Source organism: Pseudorhodobacter ferrugineus DSM 5888 (assembly GCF_000420745.1).
Taxonomy (GTDB): Bacteria; Pseudomonadota; Alphaproteobacteria; order Rhodobacterales; family Rhodobacteraceae; genus Pseudorhodobacter; species Pseudorhodobacter ferrugineus.
Window position 1 is genome coordinate 72,461 of sequence record NZ_ATVN01000008.1, and the last position, 22,179, is coordinate 94,639.

The window sequence follows — 22,179 nt, forward strand, 5'->3', positions numbered from 1 at the left end:
CGTGTCGGGTAAACCTTAACGCAAAGTTAATGCGGGGGCGTGGGGTGCACAATCGGTCACGACTGTTGAAAGGTGCGACAGCGCTTTTGTATTTCGGCCCGCTTCTTGCTGGGCTCAGCGGCGCTGGTTGGGCCGTTGTTCCTGTATTTGCAGGCATTTTTCTATTGTGGTTGGTGATTGTGCGCCCGCAAGAGTTTCCGAAAACCTTGGCAGACTGGACCCGTTCCGAGTCTTTGATTGCCATTTCAGCGCGCATGGCGGTGCAACTGCTTCTCGTCCTCGTGCTGTTTGGGGTTGGCCGCGGCATTGGTGGCGTTTTGGGCAGTTTGCCAAGCATTCCTTTGATGCTGCCAATCGGCGTATCCTTTCTGGCCATCCCGATTGCCCGCCTGATCTGGGATCCGTGGAAAGCGGATGCGATGGAGAAGCTGCTGGATGATTCATTGGCAAAGATTGAAGACGGTGCTGCCATGCAAGGCGGCGACCGCGCATATGCCGAGGCCGTAACGGCCCCGTTGAACGGTTTGTCCGATGACGTGACCGAGGCCGAGCTGGAAAGCCATCTATCGGCCCTGCGCGCGCTTGTTGATGAAAGCGTGACATTTGACGTGTTGCTGGCCCGTGTCCAAAGCCAAGAGGCATCGGTCGCAGGCAAACGCGCGCTGATGCTTATGGCGTCTGACGCGGCCTGCGTGGACCGTATTGCAAAGCACCGCATTCCCATGCGGGCGATGGATGCGCTGGCCGGCGAACCCGACCTGATCGCGCGTATGTCCGAGCGTCTGATAACAGCCCTGCGCCGCGACCAAGATATGTGGGATCAATGCCCGGATATGGGCTTTTTAGAAGCACTGCGCATCCGCCTTCCGGCTGCGATAACCGCGATCACGGCCTTGCAGGCCGAAATTGTAGCGCAGGCCCCCCGCGACTAGAAGCCGTGATGAATTGCCGTGTCTAGCCCCCTTTTCGGCAGGTCGTGAACCGGATACACAGCGCGCATGACTAATGATGACACCCCAGCCCCAAAGCAAAAGTCGCATGGCCGCATTTCTGTGCAGGCCAGCCTGAAGCCGCGCGACCTGATGGGCGATTTGCGCGTTGCAGGGGCATGGCGCGCCAAAATTATCACCTTGTTCCCCGATGCTTTTCCGGGCGTTTTGGGCCTGTCGCTTACGGGCAAGGCGCTGGACCTTGGCCTTTGGGCACTGGAAACGATTGATCTGCGCCAGTTTGGTATTGGCAAACATAAGAATGTCGATGACACGCCAGCGGGGGGCGGCGCAGGCATGGTGCTGCGCGCCGATGTGGTGGCAGCCGCCTTGGACCACGCGGCCGAGGGCACGCCGGACCGTGCCGAATGGCCCGTGATTTACCTGTCGCCCCGCGGCAAACCCTTTGACCAAGCGATGGCGCGCCGATTCTCTGCCGCCAAGGGGATGACCCTGCTGTGCGGCCGTTTTGAAGGCGTGGACGAGCGTGTTTTGCACCATTACCGCGTCGAAGAGGTGTCTTTGGGCGATTTTGTCCTGACAGGGGGCGAGATTGCCGCAACGGCCTTGCTAGATGCAACTGTGCGGCTTATACCGCGCGTGCTTGGGAATGAAACGTCCACCGAAGAGGAAAGCTTTTCGGACGGGCTTTTGGAGTTTCCACAGTTTACGAAACCGGCCGTTTGGAACGAGCTTGAGATACCGGAAGTGCTTCAATCCGGCCATCACGGGAATATCTCGAACTGGCGGCAGGCAATGGCCGAAAGGCTAACAAAGGAACGCAGGCCTGATCTCTGGCGGGCTTACTGTGCATCGCACGGTAGGGACCCGATTGAAGACCAAGAGCAATAGGGCGGCATCATCTTCGTGGGCAAACCACGAGCAATTGAGAGGACCAGGTATGAACCTGCTCGCACAACTTGACGCGGAACAGATCGCCGCACTCGGCAAGATTATCCCGGACTTTAAAGCCGGTGATACGATCAAAGTCGGTTACAAAGTGACCGAAGGCACGCGTTCGCGCGTACAGAATTATGAGGGCGTTTGCATCTCTCGCCGTGGGGGCGCCACTTTGGCGGCTTCGTTCACCGTTCGGAAAATCTCCTTCGGTGAAGGCGTGGAACGTGTGTTCCCGCTCTATTCGACCAACATCGACAGCATCGAAGTCGTGCGTCGTGGCCGCGTTCGTCGCGCCAAGCTGTACTATCTGCGCGACCGTCGCGGTAAATCTGCGCGTATCGTCGAAGACACCAATTACAAAGCCCCCAAGGCATAAGGAGCGGACCGATGAGAGATGGAATCCACCCCGATTACCACATGATCAACGTCAAAATGACGGATGGTACTGTGTTCCAAACCTATACAACCTGGGGCAAAGAAGGCGACCAGATGTCGTTGGATATCGACCCACTGGCACACCCTGCCTGGACCGGCGGCAACGCAAAGCTGATGGATACCGGCGGCCGCGTGTCCAAGTTCAAGAACAAGTACGCAGGTTTGGGCTTCTAAGTTTTTGCCTTTGCAGATGATATGCGCCGTCCCTTTGGGGGCGGCGTTTTTCGTTTTGAAAGGCGAATTGTCTGGTTTGTGCAAGTCTTGCCCCCTTGCAAGCAATGATTTCAGGTAGCGGTTTCAACACAAGGTTCGAAATTTGCCAAAAGGGCCTTTCCCTTTGTGCATCACATTGTCATTGGAAAACGGACAAGCCCAAGATAAACCCCTAGGCTATGACTGCGGGGGTAAAGAGGAACGCAATGGCGCATATTATCGTTGTCGGAAACGAAAAGGGCGGGTCGGGCAAATCCACCACCTCGATGCATGTAGGTACGGCGCTGGTCCGGATGGGGCACCGCGTCGGCGCGCTTGACCTTGACCTGCGTCAGCGCAGCTTTGGCCGCTATATCGAGAACCGTTTGGCCTATCTCGCGCGGATCGGGATTGAACTGCCAACACCAGATTACCGTACCTTGCCAGAAATCGCGCCCGAGACCCTAGCGCAGGGCGAAAACCCTTATGATGCGCGCTTGTCGGCTGCGGTCACGGGCCTGGAGGCCGTTTCGGATTTTATCATCATCGATTGCCCCGGCTCGCATACCCGCCTAAGCCAAGTCGCCCACAGCCTTGCCGATACGCTGATCACCCCGCTGAATGACAGTTTTATCGACTTTGACCTGTTGGCACAGGTGGATTCGGAAACCGGCAAGGTAACGGGCCCGTCGATCTATTCCGAAATGGTGTGGCAGGCGCGGCAGTTGCGGGCGCAGGCCGGATTGCGGCCGATTGACTGGATTGTGGTGCGTAACCGTTTGGGTGCGCAGCAGATGCACAACAAGAAAAAGGTCGGTGCGGCGCTAGAAGACCTTGCGCGCCGTATCGGGTTTCGTGTGGCGCCTGGATTTTCCGAGCGGGTTATTTTTCGTGAATTGTTTCCGCGCGGGCTGACCTTGCTGGACCTGAAGGATACTGGCGTGGATCAGTTGAACATGTCGAACCTTGCCGCACGGCAAGAATTGCGCGACTTGATAGCCGAACTCAGGCTGCCCGGCGTTTCGATCGACTTTTAAACAAAACAAGGCTGGGCAAAAGTGCCGCGCGGTTACGATCCAACCGCAGCAAACGGTTCATGAAACTGTCCCCTATCTGGGCTTCGCGGCGGCGACGGTCGGTGATCAGGGCGCGGGCGGTTGTCATGGCAAGTATCCTTTGGCTGCGTTGGTCTGTCCAAATTCGCGCCAGATCAGGGCACAAATGTGGCAGCAAGGCGCTGGGACCAAGCGGTTTACCGCAACTTTGATGCAAAGGCTGTGTGGTTGACAGGGCGGGGGGCTGTCTGCCCCCCAATCCGGTTTTGCCAGATTGGCAAAACCTTCCCCCCCCCGAGGATATTTTTGCCGAAAAGAATGCGGGTCAGGGGGCTTGGATGGTGTCGTTCAGTTCGCTTTCTAGGAACCGTTCAAAGGCATCCAGATTGACAGGTTCAAACTGTCCGAACCCTTGCATCCACACGGTTGCCGCGCGCAGGGCATCGGGTTCCAGCTTGCACCATTTCACCCGCCCGCGCTTTTCCTGACTGATCAGGCCCGCATCGGCCAGCACTTGCAGATGTTTTGAAATCGCAGCCAGTGAGGTGGTGAAGGGGGCGGCGACATCGGTGACGGCCATGTCATCTTCGAGCAGCATCGACAGAATCGCGCGGCGGGTCGGGTCTGACAGGGCGGCGAAGATGATGTCGAGTGTGTGGGCCATAGGGGATGTTGTGCAATGGCGCTGGGTAATCGTCAACTGAATGGTTGAATATGCCAAAATGCGTGAATTTGGGGTTGGCGGCAACAGACCCGATGCAAACACGCAGCAAAAAAATAAAAAATGTTTATTAATCAAAGTGTTGTGTTAATTTTTCTTTTGCATCGCTCGCTTGACTCGGGCTGCGCGCCTGCGTAATTAGTCCAAGACTGTTCAAGGGGCATCTTTGTGATGACAGACGAACCTGACGCAGCGCGATTGAAGGCCCTGGAGGCACGGATCGCGCAAGTAAAAGGCAAGCCTGTCGCCGCGCGCACTGAGAGTGGAAAAGCATTCTCGCAGGGCGAGATGGCTTGGAGGATGGTGATCGAACTGGTGTCTGGCATGTTGCTGGGCCTGTCGATTGGGTTTGGGTTGGACTATGCGTTCGACACGCAGCCCGTCTTTCTGGTGATCTTTGTCCTGCTTGGTTTTGTGGCTGGTGTGCGAACAATGTTACGGACCGCACAAACCATGGCCATCGAGCCGAACCAACCAAGCGGGGACAAGCGCCCCGGTAACGACAGGGGCGACGATGTCTGAAGAAGCAAGCACCGGGTTCCACATCGATCCGATGGGCCAGTTTATCGTCAAGCCGTTGTTCGGCGGCGACCATATTGCCTGGTACACCGTGACCAATGTGACCATGTGGATGGCGGTTGCGGTTGTTGTGATCGCAGCCCTGCTGGTTTTGGGCACGCGTCGGCGTGCGATTGTACCATCGCGCAGCCAGTCAGTTGCCGAATTGTTGTATGGTTTCATCTATAACATGGTTGAAGAAGTTACGGGCCATGAGGGGGTCAAGTATTTCCCTTATGTAATGACGCTGTTCCTGTTCATCTTGTTCTCGAACTTGCTCGGCCTGTTGCCGATGTCCTTTACCACGACAAGCCATGTGGCTGTTACCCTGACGTTGGCGATGCTGGTGTTCGTGGGGGTGACGGTTCTGGGTTTTGTCAAGAATGGTATCGGTTTTCTCGGTATGTTCTGGGTCGCATCCGCTCCGTTGGTGATCCGCCCGGTTCTGGCAGTGATCGAAATTATCTCTTACTTCGTGCGCCCTGTATCCCACTCCATCCGTTTGGCGGGGAATTTGATGGCGGGTCACGCGGTAATCAAGGTTATCGCAGGCTTTGCAACACTTGCTGTTGCGTCGCCTGTTATTGTCGGCGCAGTGACAGCGATTTATGCGCTGGAACTGCTGGTAGCCTGCGTGCAGGCCTACGTCTTTACCATCCTGACTTGTGTGTACCTGCGGGACGCTGTTGGCGGCGCGCATCACTAAAGTCTTTTAACCAACCAACCAATCTATAATTCCATAAGGAGCAAAAGCTATGGAAGGCGATATCGCAGAAATGGGTAAATACATCGGTGCAGGTCTGGCCGCGTTCGGTCTTGGCGGCGCTGGTATCGGCGTGGGCAACATTGCAGGGAACTTCCTTGCAGGCGCATTGCGCAACCCTTCGGCAGCAGCAAGCCAGACGGCAAACCTCTTCGTCGGCATCGCGTTTGCCGAAGCATTGGGGATCTTCTCGTTCCTGATAGCTCTGCTGTTGATGTTCGCGGTCTGATCCACGCTTTCTGACAGTTCGGCCGGGCGCGCAAATCTGTGCCCGGCCTCGTCTTGAGAATGCTGGAGAAACGATATGGCGACTGAAGCGCAGGACGCTGGCGCAGTAACCCACGCAGCCGCAGGCCACGAGGCCGCAGCTTCGGGGGGGATGCCACAGCTTGACATCACGACCTGGCCGAACCAGATTTTCTGGCTTTTGGTCACTTTGGTCGCAATCTACCTTATCCTGACTCGGGTCGCATTGCCCCGGATCAGCGCCGTTTTGGCAGAACGCCGTGGCACGATCACCAATGATCTCGCCGCAGCCGAAGAGTTGAAGCAAAAAGCGACCGAGGCAGAAGCGGCTTATAACAAAGCACTCGCGACAGCGCGTACCGAAGCGGCTAAGATTGTCGCAGCGGCACGCGCCGAAATTGAGGCTGATTTGGCCAAGGCCACCGCCAAAGCCGATGCTGACATCGAGGCTAAAACCGCCGTTTCCGAACAGCGAATTGCCGAGATCCGGGCCAACTCAATTGAAAGCGTGACCGAAGTGGCCAAAGATACTGCCAAGGAGCTGGTTTCGGCTTTGGGTGGGGCTGCGGATGCTCGGTCCATTACAGCGGCGGTTTCCGCCCGTTTGAAAGGATAATGCCATGAAAAAGCTGATCCTTTTGGCAAGCGTGATTGCGACCCCTGCACTGGCCGCGACAGGCCCGTTCTTTTCGCTTGCCAACACGAACTTTATTGTGACGATTGCCTTCCTGCTGTTCATCGCCGTGCTGCTAAAGTTTGGCGTGCCCGGTATGTTGACAGGGATGCTGGACAAGCGCGCCGAGCAGATCAAAGCTGATCTAGACGAGGCGCGTGCTTTGCGCGAAGAAGCCAAGGCCATTTTGGCCAGCTACGAGCGGAAAAAGAAAGAAGTCCAAGAGCAGGCCGACCGTATCGTCGCCTCTGCTACGGACGAAGCAAATGCGGCGGCTGTTCAAGCCAAAGCTGATCTGGCCAATTCGATCGCGCGCCGCGTGGCCGCAGCCGAAGAGCGGATTGCATCGGCCGAAGCAGGTGCTGTGCGTGCGGTTCGGGAACAGGCCGTCGCGATTGCAGTTGCCGCAGCGGGTGATGTGCTGGCCAAGCAGGCAACGGCTGCAACGGCCTCTGCCTCGATTGATGAGGCTATCAAGCAGGTTGGCGCCAAGATGCACTGACCCCCGTTTGGTGGTGTAAAATGCCTAAGACCCGGCAGAACATGCCGGGTTTTTTTATGCCTTAGGCGCTTACGTTAGCGCGACACTTCGTGTTGATACCGCTGTTGGGCAATCGCCTCGTTCTTTTCGGCCTTAAGCTGATCGGCCAACGCCACTTCCACAAAATCCAGATGGGCATTCACCGCATCACGCGCCGCCGCTGGGTCGCGGGCCTGCAAGGCCGTGTTTATGGCGCGGTGCTGGTCCAGCAACACGGTCCGGATGGATTTGTTGCGAAACATCACTTGGCGATTGTAAAATACGCCCTGTTTCAACAGGTCATACATCGACCGCATCATATGCAGCATAATCACATTGTGGCTGGCTTCGATAATCGCCATGTGAAAGGCCGCGTCCAATTCCGCCTCATCGGCTGACGCACGTTTGCCATGGGCTGTCTCCATCTTTGCGAAAATTGCGTCAATAACTTTCAGGTCAGTATCAGACCCCAGTTTCGCGGCACGCTCGGCAGTAAGTCCCTCCATATCGCGGCGAAAGGCTAGGTAGTCGAACACCGCCTCTTCGTGCTGGGAAAACAGCTTTGTCAGCGCCTCGGAAAAGGCCGATCCCAAAACCTCGGCCACAAAAACCCCTGACCCGGGGCGGCTGTCCAGCAATCCGCGGTCTTGCAAATCGGCAATCGCGTCGCGCAGGCTGGGTCGCGATACGCCCATCCGCTCTGCCAATTCGCGTTCTGATGGCAGCCTGTCACCCGGGCGCAAGATGCCACGCAAAATCAATTGCTCAATCTGGCGAACGACGGCAGCGGACAGCTTTTCAGATTGGACAGGTTCAAACGGCATGGCGCGCTCCAAGCATGTATTGGTCAAATTCTATGACCAGGCGGGCAAAGTCTCAATGCCCTTTCGACAGCTTCGATGCGGGTAACAAAAAAAGGGGTGGAAAACCCCACCCCTTCATAGTCATGCGCCAAGGCTCAGTTCGGGCGAATGATAATCTCGACACGGCGGTTTTGCGCGCGGCCTGCCTCGGACAGGTTCGAAGCGATGGGCTGGTCCTCACCCCGACCAAAGGCCTGAATGCGGCCGCCGGGTACACCATTGGCCTGCAAAACGCTCGCCACAGATTGGGCGCGGCGCTGCGACAGATTTTGGTTATATGCAGCCGAACCTGTGTTGTCGGTATGGCCAACAACCTGCACGGTCGAGTTTGGATAGTTCAACAAGCTGCGGGCCACGGCTTGCAAATCCTGGGTCAAGTCGCCGCGCAGCGTGGCGCTGTCAGTGGCAAACAAAATGTCCTGCGGCAGGTTTACGATCAGCTCGGACCCAGTGTTGGTCACGCTAACGCGGTTGTCGCCGATGGAGTTGCGCAAATCGGCGGCTTGCTGATCCAGCGTTGCCCCAATCGCCCCACCAATCGCGGCACCGATACCTGCGCCGACAACGGTTTTCAGCAATTTGTCATCGCCATTTGACGTGGCACCCAAAGCACCACCCAGCAGCGCACCGGCCACAACCCCGGTTTGGGTGCGGCGATTGTCTTCGGTGGCAGCGGGCACGACGCAACCGGCCAAGGTCATGGCACCCAGCGTCAGCAGGATCATTGGTGTTTTCATGGTCATCTCTCAGCCTTATATCATTGGCATCCACTGTGGGCGCAATTCTTCATACACCGCAATGCGTGGGCATGCACCTGAATTGCCCGTGACTTCGGCGGAATTTGGCCAATCAGCGCGCGGCCTCGTGATCGGCACGCGCGCTTTCCCATGCCAAGAGGGCGCGTTTGACCGGCAGCCCCCAATGATACCCCCCCAGCGCCCCCGATTTGCGCAAGGCACGGTGGCAGGGGATCAGCCAGCTTACAGGGTTGCGCCCTACGGCTGTACCCACGGCCCGCACAGCGCGGGGATGACCGATCGCTGCGGCAATCTCGGAATAGGTTGTGACATGGCCTGACGGAATGCGCATCAACGCCTCCCACACTTTAATCTGGAACGGTGCGCCGATCAGATAAAGCGGGGCCTTGTCATGGGTCGCCGTTGCCCCAAAGGCGGTTTTTACCCAAGGCGCAAGCCGTGCGGCATCTTCGACAAAGCGGGCTTGCGGCCAGCGTGTTGTCAAATCCTCCATTGCCGCCGCTTCGGTGGTTTCAGACGCAAAGCCGATGCCGCAAATGCCCCGATCCGTGCCCATCACAAGGGCAGGGCCAAAGGGACTGTCAAACCATCCCCACGCAATCGTCAACCCCGCCCCGCCAAGCGCATAGTCGCCCGGGCTCATCGCCTCCCAGCGCAAGAACAGGTCATGCAAGCGGCCAGCCCCCGACAGATTGGTAGCAAGGCTGGTTTCCAGCACGGTAAAGCGGTCGGCCAGCAGACGGCGCGCGTGGTCCAGCGTCAGGTATTGCTGATAGCGTTTTGGCGACACGCCAACCCATTGCGAAAACAGCCGCTGAAAATGCGCGGGGCTCATCCCCATTTGCGCGGCCAGCTCTTCCAATGACACAGGGCCATCTTGTGCGTCGATCGCATCAATCGCGCGGCGCATTACGTTGAAATGGTATCCGTCGCTCAGATCATTGGGCATGGCCGCCTCCTTCACTTGCCCCAACCCTAGCGCCGCGCGGGGCCATATGCGACCCGTTTCCTGCGCAAATCCAGCCCCATAAGGCTTGCAGCATGGCGCTAACTTGGGCATAGCGGTGGGCATGGCAAAGCAGCTTGACTATCAAACGATGCACGCAATTTTCACTCGGTTTCAGGCGTTAGAGCCGGAACCGAAAGGCGAGCTTTTCCACACCAACGCCTATACATTGCTGGTGGCGGTGGCGCTATCGGCGCAATCTACCGATGCCGGCGTGAATAAGGCCACACGGCCCTTGTTTGCCACAGTGGATACCCCGCAAAAGATGCTGGATTTGGGGCTTGAGGCGCTGACCGAGGCCATCAAAACCATCGGCCTGTATCGCAACAAGGCCAAGAACGTGATGAAAATGGCCGAGATATTGGTGGCCGATTACGGCGGAGAGGTGCCATCCAGCCGTGCCGCGCTGCAATCTTTGCCCGGCGTGGGGCGCAAAACCGCCAATGTTGTGCTGAACATGTGGTTCCATATGCCTGCGCAGGCCGTTGACACGCATATCTTTCGCATCGGCAACCGGACTGGCATTTGCCCCGGCCGTGATGTCGACGTGGTCGAACGCGCGATCGAGGACCATATTCCCGCAGAATTTCAACAGCATGCACATCACTGGCTAATCTTGCACGGGCGTTATATCTGTATCGCGCGCAAACCCAAATGCGGCATCTGCCCGATCCGCGATCTCTGCCCTTATGAGGATAAAACGATATGAAAAAGTTCCAAGTCGTCGGTATCGGCAATGCTATGGTCGATGTGCTGTCCAACGCAGATGATGCGTTTTTGGACGCTAACGGCATCGGCAAAGGCATCATGCAGCTGATTGATATGAGCCGCGCGGTGGAACTTTATGGCCAGATCGGGCCTGCCAAGGAAATCTCGGGCGGCTCAGCGGCCAACACGATTGCAGGCATCGCGCATCTGGGCGGGCGCACCGCCTATGTTGGCAAGGTCAAGGATGACCAGCTGGGCGCGATTTTTGCCCACGACCTGCGGGCCCAAGGGGCGGTGTATGAGACGAAAATGGCACCCAAGGATGGCGGCCATGAAACGGGGCGCTGTATTGTCATTGTGACGCCAGATGGCGAGCGCTCGATGAACACCTATCTTGGGTGGTCCGAATTTCTGACCCCCGCCGATATCGATGCGGACCAGATGGCAAACGCCGAATGGATTTACCTCGAAGGCTACCGCTTTGACGGTCCAGAAAGCCACCAAGCCTTTGCTGATGCGATTGCGGCGTGCAAAGGGGCGGGGGGGCGCGTGTCGATCACCCTGTCCGATGCGTTTTGTGTCGAACGTCACCGCGATGCGTTTTGCAAGATGATCGTCGAGGATGTGGACCTGCTGTTCGCCAACCGTGCCGAGATTTTGTCGATGTATCAAACGACTGACTATGATGCAGCCTTGCAGGCGGCGGCCAAGGACGTGGCGATCGTGGCATGTACCGATGGGTCTAATGGCGCGCATGTGCTGTCGGGCGGCCAGCATTGGCACGTGCCCGCGATCCCAACGCAGATTGTCGATGCGACCGGCGCAGGGGACCTGTTTGCAGGCGCTTTCCTCTGGGGCATCACCAACGGCCATGATCTGGAAACCGCCGCCCGTATGGGCAATATCGCGGCCTCTGAAGTGATTAGCCATATCGGCGCCCGCCCTGAGGCTAAGCTGATGGACCTGTTCAAACAACACAGCGTAATCTGAAACGCAGGGGGCGCAGGCTTCAAGCCCCGCTGGGGCCCTCAGCCTGCGCCTTTGGCCCTTGTGACGAGTGCAGTCTTGCCTTGATACCGCAAGCCAGGCCCTACTGATTTCATCTTTGCGAAAATACTCCCCAGGGGGTGCGGGGGCGGCGTACGCCCCCGCTTTGTCAGTCGCCCAGCTTGGCGTGAACTTCATCCAGATCAATCTCGCCAATCGGCAGCTTGTTCCCTGGATTTTCAAAGTCATATTTGAACAGCTGAAAATCGCGCTTATAGATTTCCCAGACCAGATGCTTTGACAAATCGTCAAAATAATCTTCGACCGGATGCGCCCGCGTTGGCCCGTGCCCTTCGCTCTCGTTGAACTTGGGGATCTTTTTCAAATCCACCTTATGCGGCGTTTTGATATGGTCCAGCATCTCCCTCATACCGTCGTTAAACGTCTCGGTATAAAAGATTTTATCATAGCGCCCGCCATTGGCGATGTAAGTCGAGACATGGCCCGACATCGCCGACCAATGGATGTCGGGGTCCATCGGTTTGCGCCAGCGAATGGTGTCACGCGCGAACAGCAAGAACCGCCGAAAGCTTTGGATTTGGTCAAACTCTTGCTTGCCATCATCGCCGCCCACTTCGATCCCGTATTTCTGCACCAACAGCGGCACAAGGTTGCCGCGGTACCGTTTGCCATTGCGTTGGATGCCGCAAATCTTGTCGAAAAACGACGACAGGATGCGGGTATAAGGATTGCGCACACAGGTAAAGGCATAAGTCTTTTGCGCTTTGACCGTCCGTTCGATCAGCGCCTGGCTGTCCTCTTGCGCCCATTTGTGCAATCCGGCCGTCGAATCGTGGATGTCGCCATCAAAGAAACGCCCGTGATCGGAATAGAACATGATCTGACCAATCGTCGAACATGCACATTTCGGCACCACCCGATAGATGACGCTTTCGCTCTCTGTCATCCATGTACCCGGAAAACCCATAAACCTCTGCCTCCATACTCCTTCACACCGCATATTCAGCAAATGCAAAGATTTCATAGCTAAAAAGCAAAGAAACTCTGTCTTTTCAATGGCCGATAAAGCTATTTAGGGAAACAATAGCGTAAAAAAGGGCTTAGAGTTTCCTAAATGGCAAGAATCGCCTATATTTTGTTAAGCCACAAGGACCCTGACGGGATCATTGCGCAGGCCGAGCGGCTGACCGAAGGGGGCGATTATGTCTCGATCCATTTTGATGGACGGTCCCGCAACAGCGATTTCGATCGGTTGAAGGCCGCGCTTTCGGATAACCCCAATGTCACCTTTGCGCGCAAACGTCTGAAATGCGGCTGGGGCGAATGGAGCCTTGTCGCTGCCACCTTGCTTGCTGTGCGCGCCGCCGTCCATGCCTTTCCGCGCGCCACCCATTTTTACATGCTGTCGGGGGATTGCATGCCGATTAAGTCGGCAGAATACGCGCATGCGTTGCTGGACCGCGACGATGTGGACTACGTCGAAAGCTTTGATTTCTTTAAATCAGACTGGATCAAGACCGGTATTAAATCAGAGCGGCTGATCTATCGGCACTATTTCAACGAACGCAGCCATAAACGCCTTTTCTACGCCTCGATGGCGCTGCAAGACAGGCTTGGCATGGCCCGCAAGGTGCCGGTCGATTTGCAAATTCAGATTGGCAGCCAATGGTGGTGCCTGCGTCGCCGCACTGTTGAGGTGCTGTTAGAGTTTTGTGACCGCAGGCGTGATGTGATGCGGTTTTTTAGTACAACATGGATCCCGGACGAGACGTTTTTTCAAACCCTCGTGCGCCATCTGGTGCCAGAACATGAGATACAGGCCCGCACGCTGACCTTTCTGATGTTCACCGATTACGGCATGCCGGTGACATTTTACAATGACAACTATGACCTTCTGGTCAGTCAGGATTATCTGTTCGCGCGCAAGATTTCGCCTGATGCACTCGATCTGAAAACGCGTTTGGGCCAACTTTATGCCGCGACCGGCGTGGATTTCCCGATTTCGAGCGAAGGCCGCAGCTTGTTTCAGTTTCTGACAGGGCGGGGCCGTATTGGCCGCCGCTTTGCGCCGCGTTTTTGGGAAACCGAAAGCAGTCTGGGCCGCGAACGCACCTTGTTGATGGTGATTTGCAAGAAATGGCATGTGGCCAAGCGCTTGGTCGACCGGATGCGCACGGTGACGGACTTGCCCGCGGTGGATTATGTGTTCAACGAGGCCTCGACCCCTTTGCCCGATCTGGGCGGCATCCAATCCACGCTGGAAAAACGCACGCGGCACCGGCGGGCACTTGTGCGCATGCTGTTCGACTATTGGGAGGCCGACACGCTTATCGTCTGCATCGACCCTGCAAATGTCGAACTTATGCAGGACTTCGTGGCCGATAAATCCACCGTGCGCTTGCTTGAAGTGGACTGCGAATTTTCAGATGACTATCTGGTTGGCCATGCCCGCCGCGTGGGTCTTGCGGGGGAACGCACCCCGAAAGAGGTTATCGACCGCCTGTTGCCGACGATCCGCTATGATGTGAAGTTTGAAAGCGACAAGATCCGCGACGCCGACTTCAGCAATCTGTTGCGGATCCGAGAGGCGGCGTCGTCTAACGATAATGCCGTGGCCTTGGCTGCGTTTCTTGATATTACTATCGAAAAGGCGCGCGAGATTGCGGAAACCAATTATCTGTTTATGGATTAAGACATGGCCTATACCTACGACGACACCAATATTTTTGCCCGTATTCTGCGTGGGGAAATTCCCAATAAAACCGTGTTGGAAACAGACCATACACTGGCGTTCCACGACATCGCCCCTTCGGCGCCTGTGCATGTGTTGGTGATCCCAAAAGGGCCATATGTCAGCTTTGATCATTTCGCCTCTGCTGCGTCCGATGCCGAGATTGTCGATTTCCACCGCACTGCTGCTTCGGTTTGCACAAAGATGGGGGTCTCGCTGGACACAGGCCAAGGCTTTCGCGCCATTACGAATGCGGGCGAAAACGGGGTCCAAGAAGTGCCGCACTATCACCTGCACATTCTGGGCGGTCGCCCGATGGGCCGGATGGTTGCCAAGTAAGGCCGCTTTAGCCGCAAGAAACGGGTCGCCCTTGATCAGTTATGTACCCTAAAAAAGTGCCAGCACAGCAGGAGGCCAAGATGCGAATCCGTTTCACCCCGATCCCCACCGACACCGTCCGCGCCTATCAGGCGGGCGGGCCAGATGCGAACGGTCAGATGCCCGAACGCCAAGTATCGGATGGCGACGGCAACCCTTGCCGCCATTGCCTGCAGATGATCCCTGCAGGGCGCGCGATGCTGGTTCTGGCCCACCGCCCGTTCCCGACGCTGCACCCTTATGCCGAGCTTGGCCCGGTTTTCCTGTGTGCCGATGCGTGTGCGGCAGGGGGCGGGGCGGATGTGCCAGAGATCCTGAATTCGCCCAGCTACATCCTGCGCGGCTATGGTGACGATGGGCGCATCGTTTATGGGTCGGGGGCCGTCGTAAGCTTGGCCGACATATCCGCTGCCGCTGCATCGCGCTTTTCCGACTCGCGTATCGCCTATGTGCATGTCCGCTCGGCCAGCAACAATTGCTATCACCTGCGCATTGATCGGGTGTGAGCCGTTGGGAAACGGAGGTGCTGCGCGCCACTGATTTGGTTTGCGCTGGCCGCGCGGGGCGTGCTCCGCACGGGGATATTTAAGAACAGAAAAAGGGCAGGGGCATTAATGCGCCTCGGCCCAGTTTGCGCCTTTGCCTGCATCGACGGTGATGGGCACTGTCAAATGGACGGCGGGGTGGGCCGCGCCTTCCATAATGCCGCGGGCGGCCTTGATCAACGGGTCCACGGCATTTTCCGCCACCTCGAACAGCAGTTCGTCATGCACTTGAAGCAGCATTTTGGCGTCGATATCGCGGATAGCATCCGGCATGCGGATCATCGCGCGGCGGATGATATCGGCGGCGGTGCCTTGGATCGGGGCGTTGATCGCGGCGCGTTTGGCAAAGCCTGCGGCAGGGCCTTTGGCGTTAATCTCGGGCGTATGGATTTTGCGGCCAAACAGGGTTTGGACATAGCCTTTATCCTTGGCGAATTGCACCGTGGCATCCATATACTCGCGAATGCCCGGGAACCGTTCAAAATAGCGGTCGATAAAGCCCTGTGCTTCAGACCTTGGGATACGCAGATTGCGGGCAAGGCCAAAGCCGGAAATGCCATAGATCACGCCAAAGTTGATGGCCTTGGCTTGGCGGCGGATCATGGGGTCCATGCCTTCGACCGGCACGCCGAACATTTCGGCAGCGGTCATCGCATGAATATCAATCCCGTCCTTGAACGCTTGTTTCAGCGCGGGAATATCTGCGACATGGGCCAGAATCCGAAGTTCGATCTGGCTGTAATCGAGGCTGACAATCACCCGACCTTTGGGGGCCACAAACGCCTCACGGATGCGGCGGCCTTCATCGCTGCGCACGGGGATGTTTTGAAGGTTCGGATCAGTGGAGGACAACCGCCCGGTAACCGCGCCAACCAGCGAATAGGATGTATGCACCCGCCCGGTTTCCGGGTTGATATGGGTTTGCAGCGCATCGGTATAGGTGGATTTCAGCTTGGCCAATTGCCGCCAATCGAGCACGAGGCCCGGCAGTTTGTGTTCTGTCGCCAGATCCTCCAGCACATCGGCGCCTGTTGCATAGGCGCCGGTTTTGCCCTTTACGCCGCCCGGCAAGTTCATCTCATCAAACAGAATCTCGCCCAGTTGCTTGGGGCTGCCCACATTGAACGGGCGGCCTGCCATTTGCTGGATTTCATCCTCCAGCCCCGCCATTTTCTGTGCAAACGCGTTGGACATGCGCGACAAGGTATCGCGGTCGACTTGGATACCCGCCATTTCCATCTGCGCCAGCACGGGCACCAAGGGGCGCTCCAGCGTTTCATAGACCGTCGTCACTTGCTTGGTGTGCAGCAAGGGTTTGAACAATTGCCACAGGCGCAGGGTGACATCGGCATCTTCGGCGGCGTATTTCACCGCCTCATCCACCGGCACGCGGTCAAAGGTAATCTGCGCTTTGCCTGCGCCCAAGAGCAATTTGATCGGGATCGGAGTGTGGCCGAGGTAAGTATCGGCCAGAGTGTCCATACCATGATTGTGCAAACCTGCGTTCAGTGCCGAAGACATCAGCATCGTGTCATCAATCGGGGCCACGGCCACGCCCTGACGCGCAAAGATTTTGGCGTCATACTTCATGTTCTGACCGATTTTCAGTATGCTGGGATCCTGAAGCATCGGGCGCAGCATGTCCAAGGCGCGGGTCAGCGGCATCTGCCCCTCCATCAAGTCGGTCGACCCGAACAGATCGCCGCCGCCTTGCTTGTGGCCCAGCGGGATGTAACAGGCTTGCCCTGCCTCGATGCACAGCGAAATCCCCACCAACTCGGCCTGCATTTCATCCAAGCTGGTGGTTTCGGTATCCACGGCGACATAGCCGCGCGCATAGGCGTGGTCGATCCACGCCTGCAACGCCATCTCGGTGCTGACATTTTCGTATTTCGCATGGTCAAACGGCAGGGCAGGGGCGTCTGCGGTCACCGCTTCGGGCGCCACGGGGGCTGCCACTTTCAGGCTGTCGGCCACCCGCTTGGTCAGGGTGCGAAACTCCATCTCGTTCAAAAACGCCAGCAGCGGTTCGGCATCGGGCGCGCGCACCTCCATGCTGTCCATTGTAAAATCCAATGGTGTGTCGCAATCCAGCTGAACAAGGCGTTTGGAAATGCGGATCAAATCGGCATTGTCTTGCAAGGATTCGCGGCGCTTGGGTTGCTTGATTTCACCCGCGCGGTCCAGCAGAGTTTCCAAGTCGCCGTATTCCTGAATAAGCAAAGCGGCGGTTTTTATACCAATGCCCGGCGCGCCGGGCACGTTATCCACCGAATCCCCCGCCAGCGATTGCACATCGACCACGCGGTTGGGCGCCACGCCGAACTTTTCAAATACCTCATCTGGCCCGATCAGCTTGTTCTTCATCGGGTCGAACATCGACACACCGTCGCCGACCAGCTGCATCAGGTCCTTGTCCGAGCTGATGATGGTCACTTGCCCGCCCGCATCACGCGCGCGGCACGATAGGGTGGCGATGATGTCATCGGCCTCAAACCCTTCGGTTTCAATGCAGGCGATGTTGAACGCTCGGGTTGCGTCGCGCGTCAGTGGGAATTGCGGGCGCAAGTCTTCGGGCAATTCGGGGCGATTTGCCTTGTATTGGGGGTAGATGTCATTGCGAAAGGTTTTTGACGAATGGTCAAAGATAACAGCAACATGTGTCGGCGCATCGCCGGTTTTATTGCCTTCCAGATAGCGAAACAGAATGTTGCAAAATCCGGCCACAGCGCCCACTGGCAGGCCATCGGATTTGCGGGTCAGGGGGGGGAGCGCGTGATAGGCGCGGAAAATATAGGCCGACCCGTCGATCAGATGCAGATGGTGGCCTTTGCCAAATGTGTCGGTCATATCCAGATCCCCCAGCGTTTTGCCATTCATCGCATGGACGCGGGCAAGGGTCTACCTGTCGAATGCAAGGCGGCGCCAGGGCGGGGCCAATTTCGCACGGCCCAAGGCCAAGGACGGATTCGGGAGAAGGGGGTCCAGCGCACAAAGGGCAGACCCGCCGCCCGCAACACGGACCCAATCCAAGTGTTGCAGGTATCGAATAGGTTAAACCGCGCTTTAGCCGCGAAAAACGTATCTGTTTCGGTAAAACCGGCCAAGGGCAGGGTGGCCCTATCGGAAAAGCTGGCCAGAACGGCCGTAACCAAGGCGGTAATTTCAGCATCGGTTGGGGAAATCTGGTCAATGCCGTCAAAGGTATCTATTTTGCCCAACACATCCAGCCGTATTACCGCAGTGTCACCCGTCGCCGCCCGCCAAGCGGTCGCAGCCTGCATATCGGCCAAGGTGGCGGTCGAGGTGTAAAAGCCACGCGCCCCCCAACCAGCAGCCAATCCGCCGCCGCGTTGTCCACAGGCACACCCGCCGCTTGGGCAAAGTCAAAGCGGGCACGGGTGTCAGGCGCAAGTGGGATCAGCAGATCATAGTGGATAGGCCCAGCAATCAGGCCGATGTGCACGTTAGGGTTTGCCCCATTGCGCGCGCCTGCTGTCAGCCACAAACCGCCCGCAAGGCCAAGGGCTACATAAAGCATAAGGAAGGGCTGGCCCTGCAAGCGCGGCCCAAAACAGGGCGCGGCGCATGGGTTTACTTTGCTTTGGCCGCAGCGCTTTCGTGCACAAAGCGGCGGTCACAATAACCGCATTCGACAAACCCCTTTTCTTCGGGGATGCTCAACCAGACGCGCGGATGCCCCAAGGAAGGGCCATCCCCATCGCAGGCGATTTTCCACTGTGAAACGATTTTGGTTTCGGGGGCTGGTGCGGTCATGCTTGAGTCTTTCTGCGACTGTCTTTGCAAATTTTCTGCGAAATGAGCATTTGGTCCATGATAACGATCTGAACGAGTGCTGCAAGGGGTGGTGGCATCCTACCCGCACTTGTACCAAACGGGGCTTCTCCCGCCTTTCGTTGCCTTTGGCAAAAAACGCCTCAATGTTGGGCCTAGCCACGCGCAATGCGCGTGGCTAACGAGGCTCTGGCCCCGTTAAATTGCTTGGGGTCAGGGTAGCTCATTGCTTCACTGGCGGCAGTAAGGGGGGCTGCCATGACCGAGATGATCCTGCTTTCTGAAGACCAGATGGCGCGGATTTCGCCGTTCTTTCCGCTGTCGCACGGGATGCCGCGTGTCGATGACCGCAGGGTAATCAGCGGCATCAACTTTGTGATCCGTTACCCGGTAACACATCTTTAGATGTGTGAGAGGGCGCGATGGCCTGCGATGGCGTGACGTGCCGGCAAGCTACGAGCCACACAAGACACTTTACAACCGTTTCATCTATTACCTGACAGGTGATTGCATGCAATCATCGAGAGGGCGCTGGAGCGAGATGGGCGTTTTCGGGCGTATCTTCATCGAGCTTGCCAAAGGCGGTGGAGATACCGAGGAAATCATGATCCCCTCTCATTGATTGCTTTGCAATCAATTGCCGGGCAACGGACGCTACCCACCTCAAGGCGCACCGGACAGCAGCCAGCCTGCTCAAAAAGGGGCTCTTCCCCGGTTTATTGGGCGCACCAAAGGCGGGTTGAACTCAAAACTGCACGCGGTCTGCGACAGTCAGGGACGGCCCCGCACCCTGTTTCTGACCGCAGGCCCCCTCTCGGCGATGCAAGCATCGCCTGCCGGGCAACGATTCAGCGACTATACCGGAGCGGCGGCCCCGCTCTCGACACTGCCCCCGGCGAAGGCACTCCTGGCAGACAAGGGCTACGATGCCGACTGTTTCCGGGATGCTCTTGCAGATCGCAACTATGAGGCCTGCATCCCATCGAGACCAAACAGGACAATCCAGATACCCCATGACAAGGCGCTCTATCGCAAGCGCCACAACCTTCTCGGGCATGTAAACATGCCCTGCCAGGCAACGGATCGAGAACATGTTCGGAAAGCCCAAGGATTGGCCAATCGTTGGGAAAACAGTCCCCCGGACTGTTTTCTGACCCTCCTCATACATCCACACCCGCTACGACCGCTGCGCTCACACCTTTATGTCCGCCATAGCAATCGCGGCCATCGTCATATTCTGGATATGATCAATGGGCCCTGAGCCTAGCTTGGAAACCGATCCGCAAGTCTGCGGCTTGCGGCGATCAGCCTCGCACCAAACGCGCGACAAGGCGCTGCATGATCGGCGCCACGATTTGCTCGGCGGTAAACGCAATCTCCTAGCTGGTCAGCCAAGACCCCAACCCGTTCATTGAAAATTCGGCGTTCATTCCCAGCGCGCGCCATGTAGCGATTGCCGAGACCACCGCTGACATCAGCCCAGACAGAATAAACCAAACAAAACAGAGGCAAAACGCGCAGGGATCATCAGAAAGCTCCGTTGTTGGCGCGGTCAAAACATCCCATCGCCATGTCATCTTGGTTCAAAAAACTATCAACCACGGACCACTTCAGCCCTGTCAGGTCATGCAGCAGCACGTCGAATCACACCAGATCAGCCGAAGGAATCACCGGAAAAAACGCTCCGCCCGACCAAAGGCCAAACCAATCGGCCCCCGCATGGCGATGATGCACCCCCAATTCCACCAATCGGTAAAACGACTTGCGGTCGATCAGCGCCTCCAACCCCGCGCGCACCATGACGTAGGGTGACGGCTCGCCGCTTTGGACATCCCTTACCACACGAATGGGATTCTCCACGCCCGCACGAACACGGTCCCCCACCTGCGTCTCGAACTGCAACGCCTGCGCCTCGCCCGCACCGCTTACCGTAAAATCCACAGCCACAAACGGCGCGTCCTCAACCGTGATTCCTACCTTTTCCACCGGAGTCACAAGAAAATACTTCCCCCCCTCCAGCTTCAATATGTTGGAAAACAGCTTGACCAGCGCAGGCCGCCCGATCGGGGTGCCAAGGTAAAACCACGTCCCGTCCCGCGCGATCCGAATATCCAGATCCCCACAAAACGGCGGGTTCCACAGGTGCACGGGCGCCGGACCCGCCCCTTTGCCAGCCCCTTTTCCGGCCGCCATCGCCGATGCCATCAAACCTTCCGCCGTTGGTTTCACAATCAATTGTTCCCCAAACCCTTTTGCCATTTGTACCCGGCGACATAAATCGCTCTAATAGACGCAATATAACCTGTGCCCGAGGAATGTCATGCCCCATACCCAAGATGCCGCCCAATTGGTCACCGATATCGAAGCGCTTGGCGAGAAGTTGAAGGCCGCCAAAGCCTCGATCAATCAGCGATTCATTGGCCAAGATAAGGTGGTCGACCTCGTGCTCGCCTCGCTTCTCTGCGGTGGCCATGCGCTGCTGGTCGGCCTTCCGGGCCTTGGCAAAACCCGTCTGGTCGATACGCTCTCGACCGTCATGGGCCTGAACGGAAACCGCATCCAGTTCACCCCCGATCTGATGCCCGCCGATATTCTGGGGTCCGAGGTGCTTGACGGTTCGGACGGTGCGCGCGCCTTTCGCTTCATCGAAGGCCCGATTTTCTGCCAACTTCTGATGGCGGATGAGATTAACCGCGCCAGCCCCCGCACCCAATCGGCCCTGCTGCAAGCGATGCAGGAACGCGAAGTCACCATCGCAGGCAAACACCGCCCGCTCGGCAGCCCCTTCCACGTCCTCGCCACCCAAAACCCGATTGAACAAGAAGGCACCTATCCACTGCCCGAGGCGCAGCTGGATCGGTTCCTTGTGCAAGTCGACGTGCATTACCCCGACCGCGCCACCGAACGCGACATCTTGCTGGCCACCACGGGCGCGAGTGAGGCGCAGGTTCACGGCGTATTCACCGCTCCCGAACTCCTTGCCGCACAATCCGTGCTGCGCCGTATGCCCGTGGGCGACCAAGTGGTCGAGGCGATCCTTGATCTCGTCCGCGCCTGTCGCCCCGATGAACCCGAAGGGGCGGCTCTGCGGGGGCAACTCTCATGGGGGCCGGGCCCCCGCGCGGCCCAAGCCCTCATGCTGACTGTCCGCGCGCAGGCCTTGCTGGATGGTCGCCTTGCCCCGTCGGTTGCCGATGTGGCCGCCCTCGCGCGCCCTGTCCTTATTCACCGTATGGCGCTGTCATTCGCCGCGCGCGCGCGGGGCGAAAGCCTTGCAGGCCTGATCGACGCCACCGTGACCCGCACCTTGGGGCTCGAGGCCGCAGCGTGACCCA

General features: G+C 57.6%; 26 protein-coding genes and 1 pseudogene. 17 read left to right on the plus strand and 10 right to left on the minus strand.

Going from position 1 to position 22,179, the window contains the following annotated elements; genetic code table 11:
* The first annotated feature begins 29 nt into the window (after positions 1-29).
* The 5 genes from G560_RS0108940 (at position 30) to G560_RS0108960 (ending at position 3,553) form a co-directional block, all read left to right on the plus strand.
* The gene (locus G560_RS0108940; RefSeq protein WP_022703979.1) at positions 30-932 is read left to right on the plus strand and encodes a hypothetical protein; all 903 of its coding nucleotides are present in this window, start codon (positions 30-32) and stop codon (positions 930-932) included.
* A gap of 66 nt (positions 933-998) precedes the next feature.
* Positions 999-1,841: a tRNA (guanosine(37)-N1)-methyltransferase TrmD gene (gene trmD / locus G560_RS0108945; protein WP_022703980.1), complete on the plus strand. Its 843-nt coding sequence runs from the start codon at positions 999-1,001 to the stop codon at positions 1,839-1,841.
* 49 nt (positions 1,842-1,890) lie between these two features.
* Positions 1,891-2,265 (plus strand): 50S ribosomal protein L19, encoded by a 375-nt coding sequence (gene rplS / locus G560_RS0108950; protein ID WP_022703981.1) that lies wholly within the window; start codon positions 1,891-1,893, stop codon positions 2,263-2,265.
* Positions 2,266-2,276: 11 nt separating this feature from the next.
* Positions 2,277-2,498: a 50S ribosomal protein L31 gene (gene rpmE / locus G560_RS0108955; RefSeq protein ID WP_022703982.1), complete on the plus strand. Its 222-nt coding sequence runs from the start codon at positions 2,277-2,279 to the stop codon at positions 2,496-2,498.
* A 245-nt stretch (positions 2,499-2,743) separates the two neighbouring features.
* Positions 2,744-3,553, plus strand: coding sequence for a division plane positioning ATPase MipZ (locus tag G560_RS0108960; protein ID WP_022703983.1), 810 nt, complete (start codon positions 2,744-2,746; stop codon positions 3,551-3,553).
* On the opposite strand, the gene G560_RS20980 is transcribed toward G560_RS0108960, so the two are convergent.
* Both G560_RS20980 and G560_RS0108970 read right to left on the minus strand, forming a co-directional pair.
* Positions 3,522-3,680 (minus strand): hypothetical protein, encoded by a 159-nt coding sequence (locus tag G560_RS20980; RefSeq protein ID WP_022703984.1) that lies wholly within the window; start codon positions 3,678-3,680, stop codon positions 3,522-3,524. The genes G560_RS0108960 and G560_RS20980 overlap by 32 nt on opposite strands.
* Positions 3,681-3,896: 216 nt before the next feature.
* On the minus strand, positions 3,897-4,235 hold the full coding sequence (locus G560_RS0108970) for an ArsR/SmtB family transcription factor (RefSeq protein WP_028913904.1): 339 nt from the start codon (positions 4,233-4,235) through the stop codon (positions 3,897-3,899).
* Between the two features lie 228 nt (positions 4,236-4,463).
* Here G560_RS0108970 and G560_RS0108975 point away from each other — a divergent pair, with 228 nt between their 5' ends.
* The 5 genes from G560_RS0108975 (at position 4,464) to G560_RS0108995 (ending at position 7,034) form a co-directional block, all read left to right on the plus strand.
* Entirely contained in the window at positions 4,464-4,814 is a 351-nt protein-coding gene (locus G560_RS0108975; RefSeq protein WP_022703986.1) for an AtpZ/AtpI family protein, read from the plus strand.
* Positions 4,807-5,556, plus strand: a complete 750-nt coding sequence (locus tag G560_RS0108980) for a F0F1 ATP synthase subunit A (RefSeq protein WP_022703987.1) — start codon at positions 4,807-4,809, stop codon at positions 5,554-5,556. The genes G560_RS0108975 and G560_RS0108980 overlap by 8 nt, the downstream gene beginning before the upstream one ends.
* Positions 5,557-5,605: 49 nt before the next feature.
* The gene (locus G560_RS0108985) at positions 5,606-5,842 is read left to right on the plus strand and encodes a F0F1 ATP synthase subunit C (protein ID WP_022703988.1); all 237 of its coding nucleotides are present in this window, start codon (positions 5,606-5,608) and stop codon (positions 5,840-5,842) included.
* Between the two features lie 75 nt (positions 5,843-5,917).
* Positions 5,918-6,475 (plus strand): F0F1 ATP synthase subunit B', encoded by a 558-nt coding sequence (locus tag G560_RS0108990; RefSeq protein ID WP_022703989.1) that lies wholly within the window; start codon positions 5,918-5,920, stop codon positions 6,473-6,475.
* A gap of 4 nt (positions 6,476-6,479) precedes the next feature.
* Positions 6,480-7,034 (plus strand): F0F1 ATP synthase subunit B, encoded by a 555-nt coding sequence (locus G560_RS0108995; RefSeq protein WP_022703990.1) that lies wholly within the window; start codon positions 6,480-6,482, stop codon positions 7,032-7,034.
* Between the two features lie 74 nt (positions 7,035-7,108).
* On the opposite strand, the gene G560_RS0109000 is transcribed toward G560_RS0108995, so the two are convergent.
* From G560_RS0109000 to G560_RS0109010, 3 genes are all read right to left on the minus strand, one after another.
* Complete coding sequence (locus tag G560_RS0109000; protein WP_022703991.1) at positions 7,109-7,876, minus strand: FadR/GntR family transcriptional regulator; 768 nt, start codon at positions 7,874-7,876, stop codon at positions 7,109-7,111.
* Between the two features lie 134 nt (positions 7,877-8,010).
* Positions 8,011-8,658, minus strand: coding sequence for a YiaD family glycine zipper/OmpA-like lipoprotein (locus G560_RS0109005; RefSeq protein ID WP_022703992.1), 648 nt, complete (start codon positions 8,656-8,658; stop codon positions 8,011-8,013).
* Positions 8,659-8,764: 106 nt separating this feature from the next.
* On the minus strand, positions 8,765-9,622 hold the full coding sequence (locus tag G560_RS0109010) for a methylated-DNA--[protein]-cysteine S-methyltransferase (RefSeq protein ID WP_028913905.1): 858 nt from the start codon (positions 9,620-9,622) through the stop codon (positions 8,765-8,767).
* A 121-nt stretch (positions 9,623-9,743) separates the two neighbouring features.
* On the opposite strand from G560_RS0109010, the gene nth reads away from it, so the two are divergent.
* Together nth and G560_RS0109020 are read left to right on the plus strand one after the other, a co-directional pair.
* A complete protein-coding gene (nth, locus tag G560_RS0109015; RefSeq protein ID WP_022703994.1) occupies positions 9,744-10,388 on the plus strand; it encodes an endonuclease III in 645 nt (214 codons plus the stop codon).
* A complete protein-coding gene (locus G560_RS0109020) occupies positions 10,385-11,377 on the plus strand; it encodes an adenosine kinase (protein ID WP_022703995.1) in 993 nt (330 codons plus the stop codon). The genes nth and G560_RS0109020 overlap by 4 nt, the downstream gene beginning before the upstream one ends.
* A 166-nt stretch (positions 11,378-11,543) precedes the next feature.
* Here G560_RS0109020 and G560_RS0109025 read toward each other — a convergent pair whose 3' ends face one another.
* On the minus strand, positions 11,544-12,362 hold the full coding sequence (locus G560_RS0109025; RefSeq protein ID WP_022703996.1) for a sulfotransferase family protein: 819 nt from the start codon (positions 12,360-12,362) through the stop codon (positions 11,544-11,546).
* Positions 12,363-12,509: 147 nt separating this feature from the next.
* Between G560_RS0109025 and G560_RS0109030 the strand changes: the two genes are divergently transcribed.
* The 3 genes from G560_RS0109030 (at position 12,510) to G560_RS0109040 (ending at position 15,010) form a co-directional block, all read left to right on the plus strand.
* A complete protein-coding gene (locus tag G560_RS0109030) occupies positions 12,510-14,087 on the plus strand; it encodes a DUF5928 domain-containing protein (RefSeq protein ID WP_022703997.1) in 1,578 nt (525 codons plus the stop codon).
* Between the two features lie 3 nt (positions 14,088-14,090).
* The gene (locus tag G560_RS0109035; RefSeq protein WP_022703998.1) at positions 14,091-14,465 is read left to right on the plus strand and encodes a histidine triad nucleotide-binding protein; all 375 of its coding nucleotides are present in this window, start codon (positions 14,091-14,093) and stop codon (positions 14,463-14,465) included.
* Positions 14,466-14,545: 80 nt separating this feature from the next.
* Positions 14,546-15,010, plus strand: coding sequence for a DUF1203 domain-containing protein (locus G560_RS0109040; protein ID WP_028913906.1), 465 nt, complete (start codon positions 14,546-14,548; stop codon positions 15,008-15,010).
* Positions 15,011-15,115: 105 nt separating this feature from the next.
* Here G560_RS0109040 and polA read toward each other — a convergent pair whose 3' ends face one another.
* The 3 genes from polA to G560_RS0109055 form a co-directional block, all read right to left on the minus strand.
* Positions 15,116-17,899, minus strand: a complete 2,784-nt coding sequence (gene polA, locus G560_RS0109045) for a DNA polymerase I (protein WP_028913907.1) — start codon at positions 17,897-17,899, stop codon at positions 15,116-15,118.
* Between the two features lie 26 nt (positions 17,900-17,925).
* The gene (locus tag G560_RS20300; protein ID WP_050525170.1) at positions 17,926-18,390 is read right to left on the minus strand and encodes a DUF2459 domain-containing protein; all 465 of its coding nucleotides are present in this window, start codon (positions 18,388-18,390) and stop codon (positions 17,926-17,928) included.
* Positions 18,391-18,643: 253 nt separating this feature from the next.
* Entirely contained in the window at positions 18,644-18,826 is a 183-nt protein-coding gene (locus tag G560_RS0109055) for a zinc-finger domain-containing protein (RefSeq protein ID WP_022704001.1), read from the minus strand.
* A gap of 276 nt (positions 18,827-19,102) precedes the next feature.
* Here G560_RS0109055 and G560_RS20620 point away from each other — a divergent pair.
* Positions 19,103-20,091: pseudogene (locus tag G560_RS20620) on the plus strand (IS5 family transposase).
* 397 nt (positions 20,092-20,488) lie between these two features.
* Here the strand turns inward: G560_RS20620 and G560_RS0109080 are convergent.
* Positions 20,489-21,079, minus strand: coding sequence for a DUF1285 domain-containing protein (locus G560_RS0109080; protein ID WP_028913908.1), 591 nt, complete (start codon positions 21,077-21,079; stop codon positions 20,489-20,491).
* Between the two features lie 85 nt (positions 21,080-21,164).
* On the opposite strand from G560_RS0109080, the gene G560_RS0109085 reads away from it, so the two are divergent.
* A complete protein-coding gene (locus tag G560_RS0109085; protein WP_022704004.1) occupies positions 21,165-22,175 on the plus strand; it encodes an AAA family ATPase in 1,011 nt (336 codons plus the stop codon).
* The last annotated feature ends 4 nt before the right edge of the window (positions 22,176-22,179 follow it).